This window comes from Vibrio sp. B4-6 (assembly GCF_963888245.1).
GTDB lineage: Bacteria > Pseudomonadota > Gammaproteobacteria > Enterobacterales > Vibrionaceae > Vibrio > Vibrio anguillarum.
In genome coordinates, this window is sequence record NZ_CAWPIM010000003.1 from 59,830 (window position 1) to 73,764 (window position 13,935).

General features: G+C 45.1%; 13 protein-coding genes and 1 pseudogene. 9 read left to right on the forward strand and 5 right to left on the reverse strand.

Features of this window, described 5'->3' with window-relative positions:
• Nucleotides 1–37 precede the first annotated feature (37 nt).
• Together yjjG and AACV20_RS01090 are read right to left on the reverse strand one after the other, a co-directional pair.
• Nucleotides 38–712 (reverse strand): pyrimidine 5'-nucleotidase, encoded by a 675-nt coding sequence (gene yjjG, locus AACV20_RS01085; protein WP_017045536.1) that lies wholly within the window; start codon nucleotides 710–712, stop codon nucleotides 38–40.
• Nucleotides 713–870: 158 nt separating this feature from the next.
• Nucleotides 871–2,490, reverse strand: coding sequence for an NAD(P)/FAD-dependent oxidoreductase (locus AACV20_RS01090; protein WP_170907813.1), 1,620 nt, complete (start codon nucleotides 2,488–2,490; stop codon nucleotides 871–873).
• A 213-nt stretch (nucleotides 2,491–2,703) separates the two neighbouring features.
• Between AACV20_RS01090 and fdxA the strand changes: the two genes are divergently transcribed.
• Nucleotides 2,704–3,027, forward strand: coding sequence for a ferredoxin FdxA (fdxA, locus tag AACV20_RS01095; RefSeq protein WP_170907814.1), 324 nt, complete (start codon nucleotides 2,704–2,706; stop codon nucleotides 3,025–3,027).
• A gap of 128 nt (nucleotides 3,028–3,155) precedes the next feature.
• Here fdxA and AACV20_RS01100 read toward each other — a convergent pair whose 3' ends face one another.
• Nucleotides 3,156–3,890 carry an RNA methyltransferase gene (locus AACV20_RS01100; RefSeq protein ID WP_170907815.1) on the reverse strand — a complete coding sequence of 245 codons (735 nt, stop codon included), beginning with the start codon at nucleotides 3,888–3,890 and terminating at the stop codon, nucleotides 3,156–3,158.
• Nucleotides 3,891–4,022: 132 nt separating this feature from the next.
• On the opposite strand from AACV20_RS01100, the gene AACV20_RS01105 reads away from it, so the two are divergent.
• The 3 genes from AACV20_RS01105 (at nucleotide 4,023) to msrB (ending at nucleotide 7,312) form a co-directional block, all read left to right on the forward strand.
• A complete protein-coding gene (locus AACV20_RS01105) occupies nucleotides 4,023–4,166 on the forward strand; it encodes a hypothetical protein (RefSeq protein ID WP_170907816.1) in 144 nt (47 codons plus the stop codon).
• A 118-nt stretch (nucleotides 4,167–4,284) separates the two neighbouring features.
• Nucleotides 4,285–6,033, forward strand: a complete 1,749-nt coding sequence (locus tag AACV20_RS01110; RefSeq protein ID WP_094125478.1) for a formate--tetrahydrofolate ligase — start codon at nucleotides 4,285–4,287, stop codon at nucleotides 6,031–6,033.
• Nucleotides 6,034–6,178: 145 nt separating this feature from the next.
• Complete coding sequence (gene msrB / locus AACV20_RS01115) at nucleotides 6,179–7,312, forward strand: peptide-methionine (R)-S-oxide reductase MsrB (protein WP_170907817.1); 1,134 nt, start codon at nucleotides 6,179–6,181, stop codon at nucleotides 7,310–7,312.
• A 114-nt stretch (nucleotides 7,313–7,426) separates the two neighbouring features.
• Here the strand turns inward: msrB and folE are convergent, their stop codons facing one another.
• Nucleotides 7,427–8,080: a GTP cyclohydrolase I FolE gene (gene folE, locus AACV20_RS01120; protein ID WP_013867838.1), complete on the reverse strand. Its 654-nt coding sequence runs from the start codon at nucleotides 8,078–8,080 to the stop codon at nucleotides 7,427–7,429.
• A 152-nt stretch (nucleotides 8,081–8,232) separates the two neighbouring features.
• Between folE and moeA the strand changes: the two genes are divergently transcribed.
• From moeA to AACV20_RS01135, 3 genes are read left to right on the forward strand one after another with little or no spacing between them, the layout of a single operon-like run.
• Complete coding sequence (moeA, locus tag AACV20_RS01125; protein ID WP_170907818.1) at nucleotides 8,233–9,468, forward strand: molybdopterin molybdotransferase MoeA; 1,236 nt, start codon at nucleotides 8,233–8,235, stop codon at nucleotides 9,466–9,468.
• Between the two features lie 8 nt (nucleotides 9,469–9,476).
• Complete coding sequence (gene moeB / locus AACV20_RS01130; RefSeq protein WP_017045530.1) at nucleotides 9,477–10,226, forward strand: molybdopterin-synthase adenylyltransferase MoeB; 750 nt, start codon at nucleotides 9,477–9,479, stop codon at nucleotides 10,224–10,226.
• A gap of 21 nt (nucleotides 10,227–10,247) precedes the next feature.
• Entirely contained in the window at nucleotides 10,248–11,132 is an 885-nt protein-coding gene (locus AACV20_RS01135; RefSeq protein ID WP_170907819.1) for a sulfurtransferase, read from the forward strand.
• 64 nt (nucleotides 11,133–11,196) lie between these two features.
• On the opposite strand, the gene AACV20_RS01140 is transcribed toward AACV20_RS01135, so the two are convergent.
• Nucleotides 11,197–12,198: a sugar-binding transcriptional regulator gene (locus AACV20_RS01140; RefSeq protein ID WP_170907820.1), complete on the reverse strand. Its 1,002-nt coding sequence runs from the start codon at nucleotides 12,196–12,198 to the stop codon at nucleotides 11,197–11,199.
• A 455-nt stretch (nucleotides 12,199–12,653) separates the two neighbouring features.
• Here AACV20_RS01140 and tal point away from each other — a divergent pair, with 455 nt between their 5' ends.
• Together tal and AACV20_RS01150 are read left to right on the forward strand one after the other, a co-directional pair.
• Nucleotides 12,654–13,604 carry a transaldolase gene (tal, locus tag AACV20_RS01145; RefSeq protein ID WP_170907821.1) on the forward strand — a complete coding sequence of 317 codons (951 nt, stop codon included), beginning with the start codon at nucleotides 12,654–12,656 and terminating at the stop codon, nucleotides 13,602–13,604.
• Nucleotides 13,605–13,682: 78 nt separating this feature from the next.
• Nucleotides 13,683–13,935: pseudogene (locus AACV20_RS01150) on the forward strand (transketolase); the annotation flags it as partial.

A 13,935-nucleotide genomic window follows, 5' to 3' on the forward strand; every position in this document is an offset into this window, starting at 1 on the left:
CATCACTCCACACCCCAAGCCACATCATTGTAAATAATTATGCGACCAAAATATCTTTAAGCTCGTGCAATGAACGCACATGGTAGTGTGGCTCAATACCCTCAACAGCACTTGCGCCAGTAGAGTTTAGCCAACAGGTCTCAATACCAAAATTCAAGCCACCTAGAATATCGGAATGCGGGTTATCCCCTACCATCAATACACGATTTTTAGCAGGGTTACCCATTTTATCTAGCGCGTAGGCAAAAATCCCGTGATCGGGTTTCGCTACACCAACCTCTTCTGAAATAATCACGTGGTCAAAGTATTCACTCATCCCCGTTCTTTGCAAACGAATCGCTTGAAGTTCGGTAAAACCATTAGTAATGATGCCAAGTTTCGCTCGACCTGTAAGGGCATCCAATAACTCTTTTGCTCCTGGTAGTGGAGTACAAATATCAGCCATGGCTTCAAGAAATGCGCTGTTTAATTCCGTGGTTGTCGTCGCGAGCTTTTCTGCCCACTCTGCAAAACGAGTATGCTTCAACTGCGCCGCCGTGATATCACCATTTTGGTAATCGACCCACAGTGGTTTATTAACTTCTTGGTACTGCGCAAAATCTTGTTCAGTAAACAACACTCCTTTGCGCTCAAACATCAGCTGCATACCTTTGAAAGCATCAAAATGAAACAGGGTCTCGTCAGCGTCAAATAAAATCCAGTCGTACTTCATGATCTCTCCTCATAATGTTCGGGCTAGTTTAGATTGTTTTTAGTTAAATGATAATCTCTATCAGAAGAAACTTTTAAAATTCAATGTGATAACGAATCTAATCGTCCCTGTAATAAAAAAGGCTCCAATGAGCCTTTTCTTATGCTTAATATTGCAAATTATGATGCTTTTTCAGCTTCGTTAACCATAGAAAGCGCCAATGCTTCGGCCGCTTTAATACCATCAATGCCTGCTGATAAAATCCCGCCCGCATAACCAGCACCTTCACCTGCCGGATAAAAGCCTTTCAGGTTGATGCTTTGGAAATCTTTACCCCGTTTAATGCAAATGGGTGATGACGTGCGAGTTTCTACTCCAGTTAACAAACCATCCTCAGAGGCAAATCCTTTGATCTGCTTATCAAACGCTGGGATCGCTTCACGAATGGCTTCAATGGCAAAATCAGGCAACGCTTTTGAAATATCTGTCAACTTGATGCCGGGTGTAAAAGAGGGTTCGACATCACCTAACGCACTCGGATCACGACCTTGTAAAAAGTCACCAATTTTTTGTGCTGGCGCATCGTAGTTTTCGCCGCCAAGTTGATAAGCTCTTGATTCAAGTTCACGTTGGAAGCGCACGCCCGCCAGCGGATCACCGGGATAATCACGTTCAGGATCAATACCCACCACAATCGCACTGTTAGCATTACGTTCTGCGCGAGAATATTGGCTCATGCCATTGGTCACAACGCGCCCCTCTTCAGAAGTAGCCGCCACTACCGTGCCACCGGGGCACATGCAGAAGCTATAAACAGTGCGGCCATTCTTACAGTGGTGAACCAATTTGTAGTCCGCCGCGCCAAGAATGGGGTTACCCGCATTCGAACCAAAACGCGCTTCATCAATCATTGATTGTTTATGTTCAATACGGAACCCTACTGAAAAGGGTTTGGCTTCCATATAAACGCCACGTTCATGCAGCATTTCAAAGGTATCACGCGCGCTATGACCGACCGCAAGGACAACATGACGCGCTTTAATTTCCTCACCATTTGACAGCGTAAGCCCGGTAATTTGACCTTCTTCGATGTGAATGTCATCAACACGAGTACTAAAACGAATTTCACCGCCTAATTCGATGATTTTGGCACGCATTTTTTCAATCATGGTCACCAATTTGAACGTACCAATGTGCGGTTTGCTCACGTACATGATTTCAGCAGGTGCGCCCGCAGCGACAAATTCTGTAGTGACCTTACGGCCATAGAAGTTAGGATCTTTCACTTGGCTATAGAGTTTTCCATCAGAAAAAGTCCCCGCTCCACCTTCGCCAAACTGCACGTTAGATTCAGTATTCAATATACGTTTACGCCAAAAACCAAAGGTATCTTTGGTGCGTTCGCGCACTTCTTTACCACGCTCGACAATGATTGGGTTAAATCCCATTTGAGCAAGAATCAGTCCTGCGAATAGACCACAAGGGCCAAAGCCTATCACCACAGGGCGCTCAGTAAGATTCGCTGGCGCTTGAGCAACGAATTTGTACTCCATATCCGGCGTCACTTTCACATGCGGATCGTCAGCAAACTGAGCAAGCAACTCTGTTTCATTCTCCACGCTCACATCTAGCGTGTAAATCAGCATGATTTTCGTTTTCTTACGAGCATCGTAGCCACGTTTAAACATATTGAATGAAAGAACTTGTTCATCAGCAATACCAAGTTTTTCAGTAATAGCAGCAAAAATTGCCCCTTCCTCGTGGTCCAAAGGAAGTTTAATTTCGGTTAAACGTATCATGTCGGTGTCTCGTTTTAGTCGGTGTCTTAGCCAAAGCCGCAAGCGGCCCGCTCACAATGGCGCGCATTTTACGGGAAATGGCGTTATCTGTCATACTAAATCCCGAATTCATCACACGTTACGCTAGATATTCATAGCGTTGGATGTTGAAATTTAACTTGGGATGCGTATTATCCCCATTCTTCATTTTTGACTAACTAAGGGCTGATCATCATGGCGTTTGTCGTAACGGATAATTGCATCCAATGTAAATTTACTGACTGTGTCGCGGTATGCCCTGCAGATGCCTTTCACGAAGGCCCCAATTTTATGGTGATCAACCCCATTGAATGCATTGATTGCGGTTTATGTGTCCCTGAATGTGCAGCTCAAGCTATCTTTCAAGAAGATGAACTCCCAGAAGATCAGAAGATTTACATCGAACTCAATGCTGAGCTTGCCGACATATGGCCGGTGCAAACCGAAGTCAAACCAGCCATGAATGATGCTGAAAAATGGAATGGCGTGCCAAACAAACTGGGGATGTTAGAGAAGTAGTCTTTTCTTCTTATAACTAAGCGTTATAAAAAAAGCGCAAACACGGCATCCGTTATCACGCTTTTTGACGACAATCCAAAGCAACAACTTTTAAGCTTTACTTTTTGACCGAGTGATCTTGGTTTGATCTAGTGATGTTGGCGGCGCAGGTTATCCAAAATGATACCCGTAGCCATTGCTACGTTAAGTGACTCTGCTCCCCCGAAGGCGGGAATGGTGATTTTGTCGGTGACATATTGAGCCGCTTCGGCACGAATACCATGCGATTCACTACCCATCAATAAAATTCCTTCATCTGAAAATTTCGTATGATGAACGTTCTCACCTTCTAAAAAAGCCCCATAAACAGGTAGATTTGAACTCTGTAAATAAGCACCCAAATCCACTTGGCTCACCGTAACACGCCCAAAGCTACCCATGGTGGCACTGATGGCCTTTGGATTGTATGGATCGGCGCAATCGTGGCTAGCGACAATGTGTTTAATGCCATACCAATCGGCAACACGGATAATCGTCCCTAAATTACCGGGGTCAGAAACACCATCGAGAGCGATCATCAATCCTTTCGCTTCAGGCACCGTCACTTCGGGGATCTCAACGACGGCGATTGCCGCATTATTGCTCACCAAAGTGCTGGCTTTGGTTAAGTCATCTAATGTGGCCTCAATGCATTCAAAAACACTAAGCTCAACGCGGTTTTGTGCGATAAACTCCGAAGTGGCAAAAACCTGCTTTACCGTCAGTTGGCTGTTAATCAATTCCAACACGTTCTTTTCGCCTTGCACTAAAAACAGGCCATGAACCTTGCGCTGTTTCTTTTGGCCTAAAGCACGAAGTAGTTTCAGTTGGTTTTTTGAAATCATAAAATATCCGCAGTGAGGTAAGGTTGGCCTAGTAAAAACGCCGCATTATAGAGTAAAGGCCGTCAGAGCTAAAGCAGTGTAAGTCGAGTTTCAATACCATAGGTTCAGTTACTAACAAACAAGGAAATCCATATGAAACGTTTTCTTCCCTCTTCCGTTATGTTAACCCCCTTTGTCGTCAAGCATTATGATCAACAAGATAGTGAGCAACTTGAAGATGATCATCATAAAGAGCCCAACGACAATGACACAAAAGAGAACGAAGAATCGAGCTAAAAGCTCAGACATTAGTTTATAATCCACTCATTAAATAACTTTACAACCCATTTTTTGACGTTATTATCGCGACGCAAACGTTTTCCCAACCCGTACAACACTAAATAATGAGGGTTTTATGCTGCCTGATATTGAAATTTGCCGCGCCACTTCATTAACTTCCATAGAGGCTATCGCTAACAAAGCAGGATTCACAGCCAGCGAATTCCACAGCCAAGGCCGCTTTAAGGCCAAAATTTCATTAAGTTGCCTTGAACGTTTGCAAACACAAACGGTTGGAAAGTTAATCCTTGTGACTGCCATTACCCCAACGCCATTAGGGGAAGGAAAAACCGTCACGACCATAGGACTATCACAAGGAATGGCAAAATTGGGTCATTCGGTGATGGCATGTATTCGTCAACCCTCAATGGGACCAATCTTTGGTGTTAAGGGCGGAGCCGCTGGCGGCGGTTATTCACAAGTGGCACCAATGGAAGAGCTCAATTTGCATCTCACTGGCGATATCCACGCCGTCACAGCCGCGCATAACCTAGCGGCAGCGGCGATAGATGCCCGGATCTATCACGAACAGCGCCTTGGTTATGACGATTTCGAGCAACGCACCGCAATGAAAGCACTGCGTATCGACCCGAATAATGTGGTTTGGAAGCGAGTGATGGATCACAACGATCGCGCACTGCGCATGGTTACCGTTGGCCGAAATGAAACGGATAAATCAATCAATGGATTTGAACGTGAAGACGGTTTTGATATTTCAGCGGCTTCTGAGCTGATGGCGATTCTTGCATTAGCCAAAAACTTAAACGATCTGCGTCAACGGATTGGGCGGATTGTCGTCGCCTATAGCCACCATGGTACACCGATTACCACTGAAGATTTGCAAGTCGCTGGGGCGATGGCTGTCAGTATGAAAGAGGCGATTGAACCTACATTAATGCAAACGTTAGAAGGCGTACCGACACTGATTCACGCCGGGCCTTTTGCCAATATCGCTCACGGTAACTCTTCTATTATCGCCGATGACATCGCCACAAGGTTAGCCGAATTTACTGTAACAGAAGGCGGCTTTGGCTCTGATATGGGATTTGAAAAGGCGTGCAATATTAAAGCCGCGACATCTGGGAAAGCGCCAGATTGCGCCGTTATCGTCACCACACTTCGCGGCTTAAAAGCGAACTCTGGTCTGTATGAATTGCGTCCCGGCCAGCCAGTTCCCGACACTCTATTTCAGCCAGACCATGCCGCGTTGGTGTCCGGTTTTGAAAATCTCAAATGGCATATTGAAAATGTGAGTAAGTATGGAATACCCGCCGTGGTTGCCATTAACCGCTTTCCACAAGACAGCCAAGAAGAGCTTGAGCAGCTCGCAATGATGATTCACGCACTACCCTACCAGGTAGAGGTTGCACTGAGTGAAGGTTTTGCTCTTGGAGGCGAAGGGACGACTGAGCTTGCTTCCAAAGTCATTAAGCAGTGTGAAAAAGTGAGTACGTTCACACCGTTATACCAAGCACAGCAGACGATCGAAGATAAGATCAACGCCGTAGCGAAAAAGGGCTATGGCGCGGCAAGCGTCACTTTTACTGATAAAGCACGACGTCAAATGCACAACATGCAAGAGCAAGGTTACGGGAAGCTTGCTGTCTGTTTGGCGAAGACGCCGCTTTCAATTTCAACCAACGCTGCGATTAAAGGCGCACCAAAAGGTTTTGATGTACCGATCCGCGAATTAAAGCTCTGTGCGGGTGCTGGCTTTATCTATGCGCTATGCGGCAACGTGATGACCATGCCGGGCCTTCCTGAAAAACCCGCCTTCATGTATTTAGACATTGATTCTAAAGGAAATATTATCGGCCTAACCTGATATTATTGTTCGAAATTAACCTTTCTGAGCGCAAATCTTCGGGCTCAGAAAGGCTTTCTTCACGCTATTTGTTTTCTTTCTCTGTAATTTTTTGCGCTTTTCACCGTTCTTTACCAGTATCAATAAAAAATAAGTAAGGTCGGTTATGAAACGTTTTACTCCCTTTATATTCTCAATAGCGCTTATTGTGCCTATTCTGTTTTCGCTATTTAGCCAAGCAGAAACTCAGCCTAAAACCATGCCCAGCATTGGTAATCAGCAAATCGCGACATTAGCTGGGGGCTGTTTTTGGTGTACAGAATCTGATCTTGAAAAACTCAACGGTGTCATTAGTGTTGTCTCTGGTTATGCGGGTGGCAGCCTTGAAAACCCTACCTATAAACAAGTCTCATCAGGAAAATCGGGCCACATTGAAGTGATTCAAGTGACCTTTGATCCGCAAGTTGTCAGCTACGAAAATGTATTGGATCATTTTTTTCGCCACATTGATCCGACAGATGATCAAGGCTCGTTTGTTGATAGAGGCCCACAGTATCGGCCTGCAATTTTTTATCACAACAGTGAACAAAAGCAGACCGCGCAGCGTTTTATGCAAGAAATCGATGCGCTAGGGATCTTCAAAAAGCCGCTCAAAACAGAGCTGATTCAATATAGCCAATTTTGGCCTGCTGAAGAGTACCACCAAGACTTTTATAAAAAGAGCAAAGTACGTTACACCTACTATCGTCATGCTTCCGGACGTGACCAATATCTTGATACCATCTTCGGTAAAGATCGTAATGAGCACCCAAAAACCTTACGTCAATTGATCGAAGCGCAAAAAATGCAAAACAACGTTAAGGTATACACCAAACCTGCTAATGAAAAGATACGTGCCAAATTGACTGATTTGCAATATTACGTAACGCAAGAAGAAGGTACTGAACGCGCATTTAACAATGAGTATTGGGATAACAAAGCCGATGGTATTTATGTCGATGTAGTCAGCGGAGAGCCATTATTCTCTTCTACCGACAAATACCGTTCTGGTACAGGCTGGCCCAGTTTTACTCGGCCAATTAATGAAGCGTATATTGCGACCAAAAGCGATTCTCGGCTTTTTTATACCAGAACCGAAGTGCGCAGCCGTTTTGCAGATTCTCACCTAGGCCATGTCTTTGAGGATGGGCCAGCACCAACCGGCTTACGCTACTGCATGAACTCTGCCGCGATGCGATTTGTACCAAAAGAGGCGATGCAAGCTGAAGGCTATGGCGAGTACTTGGTTCTGTTTAAATAAAATTTGGCTCTGTTTCAATAAAGCGTGCGTGGTAAAACGAAAAAGCCCTCGGCTTCACTTGCGAGGGCTTTTTTCATTGAGCAACGTTAATAGATGGACTCAACTGAGATTCGATTAATGTAAACCATGGAAAAATTCGGCGCGGGTGGCAGGGTTAGATTTAAAAATACCGCCTAATGCTGTGGTAGTCGTTTCACTGGTCGCATCCATAACACCACGTGACTTAACACAGTAATGAGTGGCATCAATAGTGACTGCGACATCGTCTGAACCGAGTAAGGTTTGCAAAGCCACCAGAATCTGCTGTGTCATTCGCTCTTGAACTTGGGGGCGCTGAGCAAAAAAACGTACAATACGGTTAATCTTAGAAAGACCAATTATCTTGCCTCTTGGGATATACGCCACCGCGGCTTTACCATCGATAGTCACTAGATGATGCTCACAGGTGCTGGTCACGGTAATCTCTTTTACGCGCACCATTTCACTGACGTTCATCTTGTTTTCGATCACAGTAATTTTGGGGAAGTTTTGATAATCGAGGCCGGAAAACACTTCATCCACATACATTTTCGCAATTCGATGGGGCGTCTCTTCTAAACTGTCGTCGGTCAGGTCAAGACCGAGTAGTGTGAGGATCTCACGCATATGGTGTTCGATTTTTTCTTTCTTTTCTTCACGAGTAACCTCATTTGGACGCATAGGCGTTTCCAAACCTCGGCTCTCTAGCGCATCTTTGACCAACTTTGCTGATTCGCTAAGACCTAGCATTCCGATTCCTCTTACTTTTTACCCCTTTCGGATGGCAGACAAGGATACTCGGAATTTTGAATAATTACATCCATATTTTAAGGATGGTCATTATTGCCTGTAAGCAATGTATGATAAAGTCCTCGCAAAGAAAAAAGCTATAGGAACCGATCATGGGCTGTTGTGATTCACCGGGCTTAATGCCTATCGAACAAGCGTTAGAGACAATGCTAGCGAATATCAAACCCATCCAAACGACGCTGAAACTACCGCTAGCCGACGCATTAGGCTATGTGTTGGCCGAAGAGTTACTCTCACCCATTTTTGTGCCGCCTTTCGATAACTCAGCGATGGATGGATACGCTATTCGATTAGCTGATCTGCAACAGTCAACCACCCTGCCGCTGGCTGGCAAATCTTTTGCCGGTCTTTCATTTGAAGGGCCGTGGCCAGCCAACAGTTGCGTGAGAATTATGACTGGCGCGAAAATTCCAGCTGGTTGCGACGCGGTGATCATGCAAGAGCAAACGACCGAAAACGAAAATGGTATCTGCTTTCTACAGCCGAATGCGAAGCCTCAGCAAAATATTCGCCCCACTGGTGATGACATCAAACAAGGCGATGTAGTGCTACATAAAGGGGCTCGCTTGACTTCGCGTGATATCCCAATGATTGCCACACTCGGCATCAACCATGTGACCGTTTTTCGTAAACCCAAAGTGGCCTTTTTCTCAACTGGAGATGAGCTAAAACCACTCGGTGAACCTCTTGCTGAGGGGCAAATCTATGACAGCAATCGTTATGGCATTAAACCATTAATTGAGAATTTTGGTTGTGAAGCGATTGATCTTGGGATCATTGCTGATTGCCCTGCCACTTTAAAAGCTACCTTTGATAAAGCTCAACATTTGGCCGATGTGGTTATTACTTCTGGCGGCGTAAGTGTAGGCGAAGCTGACTATACCAAAGATATTTTGCAAGAACTCGGAGAAATCGGTTTTTGGAAACTGGCAATAAAACCGGGCAAACCGTTTGCATTTGGAACATTAGATCATGCTTGGTTCTGTGGCTTACCTGGCAACCCCGTCTCAGCCGTATTAACCCTATACGTCTTGGTGCAACCTATGCTGGCTAAATTGGCTGGACACACTCAGTGGAAAGCACCGGAGTCCATTCCAGCCATCACTAAAAATGCCTTTAAAAAATCACCGGGCCGTACTGACTACCAACGCGGTATTTACACAATTGAAAATGGCCAGTTTGTTGTTGAAACTACCGGAAATCAAAGTTCGGGAGCATTTCGTTCGATGAGCCTCGCCAACTGTTTTGTGGTGTTAGAGCAAGATCGTGGCCGAGTGGAAGTGGGCGAAACCGTCAATATCCAACTTTTTAATCCCAGCTTGTACTAAGGATCACTATGGAGATCCTATCTGATCAAGAGCTACTGCGCTACAACCGACAAATCATTCTCAAACAGTTTGATTTTGAAGGACAAGAAGCACTTAAACAAAGCTCTATTTTAATTCTTGGCGCAGGAGGATTGGGCTGCGCTGCAAGCCAATACCTTGCCACGGCAGGTGTTGGTTCACTCACGCTCATCGATGATGATGTGGTTGAGCTCTCTAATTTACAGCGCCAAGTGCTGCATAGCGATGCCGATATTGGACGTAAAAAAGTGGACTCAGCGGCAGAGTCACTGCGTATGCTTAACCCGTATTTAACGGTAAATACCGTTGATCAACGCCTTGAAGATGCACAATTGAAAGCATTAATTGAACAGCATTCTTTGGTGCTGGATGCATCAGATAACCTTGATACTCGTAACCAATTGAATAAAATCTGCTTTCAAACTAAAACACCACTGGTATCTGGTGCCGCGATTCGTATGGAAGGGCAAGTCAGCGTGTTTATGTATCAGCACCCAGACGAGCCCTGTTACCAATGTTTAAGCGCTCTTTTTGGTAGTAACGTACTCACTTGCGTCGAAGCGGGCGTAATGGCCCCTGTCGTCGGGATTATTGGCGCGGTACAAGCGATGGAAGCGATCAAAGTGATCGCTCAATATGGGCAGGTAAAACAAGGCAAAATTTTGATGTTGGACGCTCTTTCAATGACGTGGAGAGAAATGAACTTAATCAAACTCGCTCACTGCCAGACTTGCCAGTAAATGAACGACAAAGACTCAATAATGTCTTTCTCGTTCGTCCACCGCATCAGCCCACACAATAGGAGAGTTAAACTCATGTCACCACTCGTCTCCCCCCAATGGCTAGCACAAAAGTTAGGCGACCCGCGCACCGTTATTCTTGATTGCAGTATTGAATTCCAAATTCCCAGTGAAACTGAGAAAGATACTCTGCATAACATTCCCGGCGCTCGCCGCTTTGATTATGATGGTGAATTTTGTGACCTACAATCGCCACTACCTCATATGATGCCTAGTGAAGATCGCTTTAACCAATTAGCACAATCGATCGGTTTAAACCACGATTCGATCGTCGTTGTCTATGACAATAGCGGGACGTTTGCATCACCGAGGGCATGGTGGATGCTCAAAGCGATGGGACATGCGTCGGTATACGTTCTTGATGGTGGATTAACCGAATGGAAACGCCAAGGTTTACCCGTTGTAAAAGAGTACACACATGCCTTTAAACACGGAAACTTCCATGGCACGCTCGATCCTCGCTATTTTGTGAACGCAGACTATGTGCTTGCACAAATAGAGAACCCAGAGAGCTTAACTGTTGATGCACGTTCACAAGCCCGTTTTTTGGGTCAAATGAAAGAACCAAGAGAAGGCGTGCGCAGTGGCCATATTCCTCACTCTATTTGCTTACCTTTTACAGAGTTGATGAATGGGCATAAGCTTAAATCACCGCAAGATCTACAACCTATTATGCAAGCGACGCTGGCTGCTGGAAAAAAGCAATACATTTTCAGTTGTGGCTCAGGCGTAACTGCCTGTATTGTGCTGCTGGCTGCGCAAATTTGCGGCTACGAAAAACTGTGCGTTTACGATGGTTCGTGGACAGAATGGGGGCAACGCACTGAGCTGCCTATTGAGCTTTAGCCTCTGAATCAATCCCCACCGTGGTGGGAATTGATTCATGACATAAGGATTATATAGGTTAAATTCAAATTGACGATTCTGTGACGGTTTGTATCTGCTCATCTAAATTCAATACCGTTAACGCGTTGCTTACGCTGGTGGCAATCACATCAATTGCACCGGTGCGTAGCGCCCCAAGCAGCGCTAAAGGTTTGCTGTTTTCAGCCGCGATAGCGATCACCTCAGCAATCGGTCGAAATTCGTCAATCCCTAACCCAATCACACGATCGCTCATCACCGTATTGGCAGCTTTACCGTGGATATCAAAAAAATCATAACCAGCGAAATCCCCCACCACACCTTGCTGTAAACGCGACTGCACCACTTCATCGGCGGTAAACCAACCGAGATCGACCATGTAGCTGTTTTCACTCATATCCCCAATACCCACTAACGCAATGTCTGCCTTACGTGCTAAATCTAAGGTTTGTTTGACGGTTGCATTTTGCATAAACGCCAATTTTTGTTCGCGATTTTCAGCATAGGCAGGCGCATAAAGCGTTTCAGAGCTTCCACCGTATTTTTTGGCCAGCTGTCGACAGATATGATCCGCATTAAACATCCCACCTCTTGGGTGAATGCCACCAATACTACAGACAAACTTACACTCTCGTGGTGTGATCACGCCAATATGATGCGCAACGGCCGATACATTTCGGCCTTGACCAACCGTCACAACCATGCCGTTTTTTAGCGTACTGGTCAGGTAATTGGAAACCAACCCCGCCACTTGTTGGCGCTGCAACTCTTCGCTAGGTTGGTCAAGTGCAATCAGCGCACGTTTTACGCCAAAGCGTTCAATCAGTCGCTGCTCAATTTTGGCGCTAAAAACAGGGTGATATTTCACCGTAATTTCGACAATCCCTTCATCGCGTGCCTGTTTAAGCATTCGCCCTACTTTGGCTCGTGAAAGAGAAAACTTTTTCGAGATCTCTTCTTGAGTTGCACCATCTTGGTAATAAGCCACTGAAATTTCAGTTAATAAGTCAGTATTTTCGATAGAAATGTCTTGATTGGGAGTGGTCATACGGGATCTCATGGTCAATATTGTGCGCAGAATAACGACAATTGAGCATTTGCTCATTGACCTAGCATAGGTTAAGCCTCATTTACTTTGCAACATTTGCTCACGGAGATTACATTTTCTCACTCTGATCAATGCACAGTAACGTTCGCTTTCAACCCTTGATAAATCTAAGCAAACGTTTATTTATCAGCACTTAGATTAATTCACAAAAAAATAGTTGATTGATATCACTATAACCTCAGAACAGCGATTGACTTTCCCAGTGGATAAGATAAATATGGCCACATCATTTACTCAACGATCGAGCAAATGTTCAACGCAAATGTTCGGTCGCTGGAAATAATTGAGTTAGCTTTTCTGGCATGTGTAAGACATGACTATGTGATTGCTAACCCGCTTGCAAATGCCCAGCAAACTCAAAATCTGGCTTGGCCCAAAGAAATAGGATGATCGATATGAGCAATAAATTAGAGCAACTTCGTAAAATGACGACTGTTGTTGCTGACACTGGTGAAATTGACGCAATCAAAAAATACCAACCAGAAGATGCGACCACTAACCCATCTCTCATTCTTAAAGCGGCTCAAATTGCAGAATACGCGCCACTGATTGATGCTTCTATCGCATACGCAAAAACACAGAGCTCAGACAAGGCTCAACAAGTTCAAGATACTTGTGACATGCTTGCTGTCAATATCGGTAAAGATATCCTAAAAACGATTCCGGGCCGTATTTCTACCGAGGTCGATGCTCGCCTCTCTTATGATATGGAAGGTAGCGTGACAAAAGCGCGCCAACTGATCAAAATGTACAACGATGCTGGCATTACTAACGACCGTATTTTGATCAAGCTGGCTTCAACCTGGGAAGGTATTCGCGCAGCAGAGATCCTTGAAAAAGAAGGCATCAACTGTAACCTGACTCTATTATTCTCCTTTGCTCAAGCACGCGCGTGTGCAGAAGCAGGCGTATTCCTGATTTCTCCATTCGTCGGCCGTATTATGGATTGGTATAAAGCCAAAGAAGGCCGTGATTTTGCACCGCAAGAAGATCCTGGTGTATTGTCCGTGACTGCTATTTACAATTACTACAAAGAACATGGCTACAAGACAGTCGTGATGGGCGCAAGCTTCCGTAATATCGGTGAAATTTTAGAGTTAGCAGGCTGTGATCGTTTGACTATTGCCCCTTCTTTACTGGCAGAACTCGAAGCAGCTGAAGGTGAAGTGGTTGAAAAACTGGTTGACTCTCAAGGTAACAAAGAACGCCCTGCAGCAATGACCCATGCAGAGTTCCTATGGGAACATAACCAAGACCCAATGGCCGTAGAAAAATTAGCGGAAGGCATCCGTAATTTTGCCATTGACCAAGGCAAACTTGAAGTCATGATTGCAGCCAAGTTGTAATCCACTTACGAATTAAAATTTGGGGAACGATTAACGTTCCCCTTTCCTTTCTAACTCTATTATTTGTCGGTAATTATTATGGAACGTAAACAATTAGCCAATGCCATCCGTGCTCTTAGTATGGACGGTGTTCAACAAGCTAACTCTGGTCACCCTGGTGCACCGATGGGTATGGCCGATATCGCTGAAGTTCTTTGGCGTAGTCACTTAAACCATAACCCACAAAACCCACAATGGGCTGACCGCGACCGTTTTGTGCTGTCAAACGGCCACGGCTCAATGCTGATTTACTCTTTATTGCACCTGAGCGGTTACGCGCTGTCGATTGATG

Bases quoted from the DNA above. Each gene is read 5' to 3' on its own strand.
- fdxA (WP_170907814.1), top strand. From the start codon at position 2,704: ATGGCGTTTGTCGTAACGGATAATTGCATCCAATGTAAATTTACTGAC.
- AACV20_RS01135 (WP_170907819.1), top strand. From the start codon at position 10,248: ATGTCTTTCTCGTTCGTCCACCGCATCAGCCCACACAATAGGAGAGTT.
- AACV20_RS01105 (WP_170907816.1), top strand. From the start codon at position 4,023: ATGAAACGTTTTCTTCCCTCTTCCGTTATGTTAACCCCCTTTGTCGTC.
- AACV20_RS01110 (WP_094125478.1), top strand. From the start codon at position 4,285: ATGCTGCCTGATATTGAAATTTGCCGCGCCACTTCATTAACTTCCATA.
- msrB (WP_170907817.1), top strand. From the start codon at position 6,179: ATGAAACGTTTTACTCCCTTTATATTCTCAATAGCGCTTATTGTGCCT.
- AACV20_RS01100 (WP_170907815.1), bottom strand. From the start codon at position 3,890: ATGATTTCAAAAAACCAACTGAAACTACTTCGTGCTTTAGGCCAAAAG.
- moeA (WP_170907818.1), top strand. From the start codon at position 8,233: ATGGGCTGTTGTGATTCACCGGGCTTAATGCCTATCGAACAAGCGTTA.
- AACV20_RS01140 (WP_170907820.1), bottom strand. From the start codon at position 12,198: ATGACCACTCCCAATCAAGACATTTCTATCGAAAATACTGACTTATTA.
- tal (WP_170907821.1), top strand. From the start codon at position 12,654: ATGAGCAATAAATTAGAGCAACTTCGTAAAATGACGACTGTTGTTGCT.
- yjjG (WP_017045536.1), bottom strand. From the start codon at position 712: ATGAAGTACGACTGGATTTTATTTGACGCTGACGAGACCCTGTTTCAT.
- AACV20_RS01090 (WP_170907813.1), bottom strand. From the start codon at position 2,490: ATGATACGTTTAACCGAAATTAAACTTCCTTTGGACCACGAGGAAGGG.
- moeB (WP_017045530.1), top strand. From the start codon at position 9,477: ATGGAGATCCTATCTGATCAAGAGCTACTGCGCTACAACCGACAAATC.
- folE (WP_013867838.1), bottom strand. From the start codon at position 8,080: ATGCTAGGTCTTAGCGAATCAGCAAAGTTGGTCAAAGATGCGCTAGAG.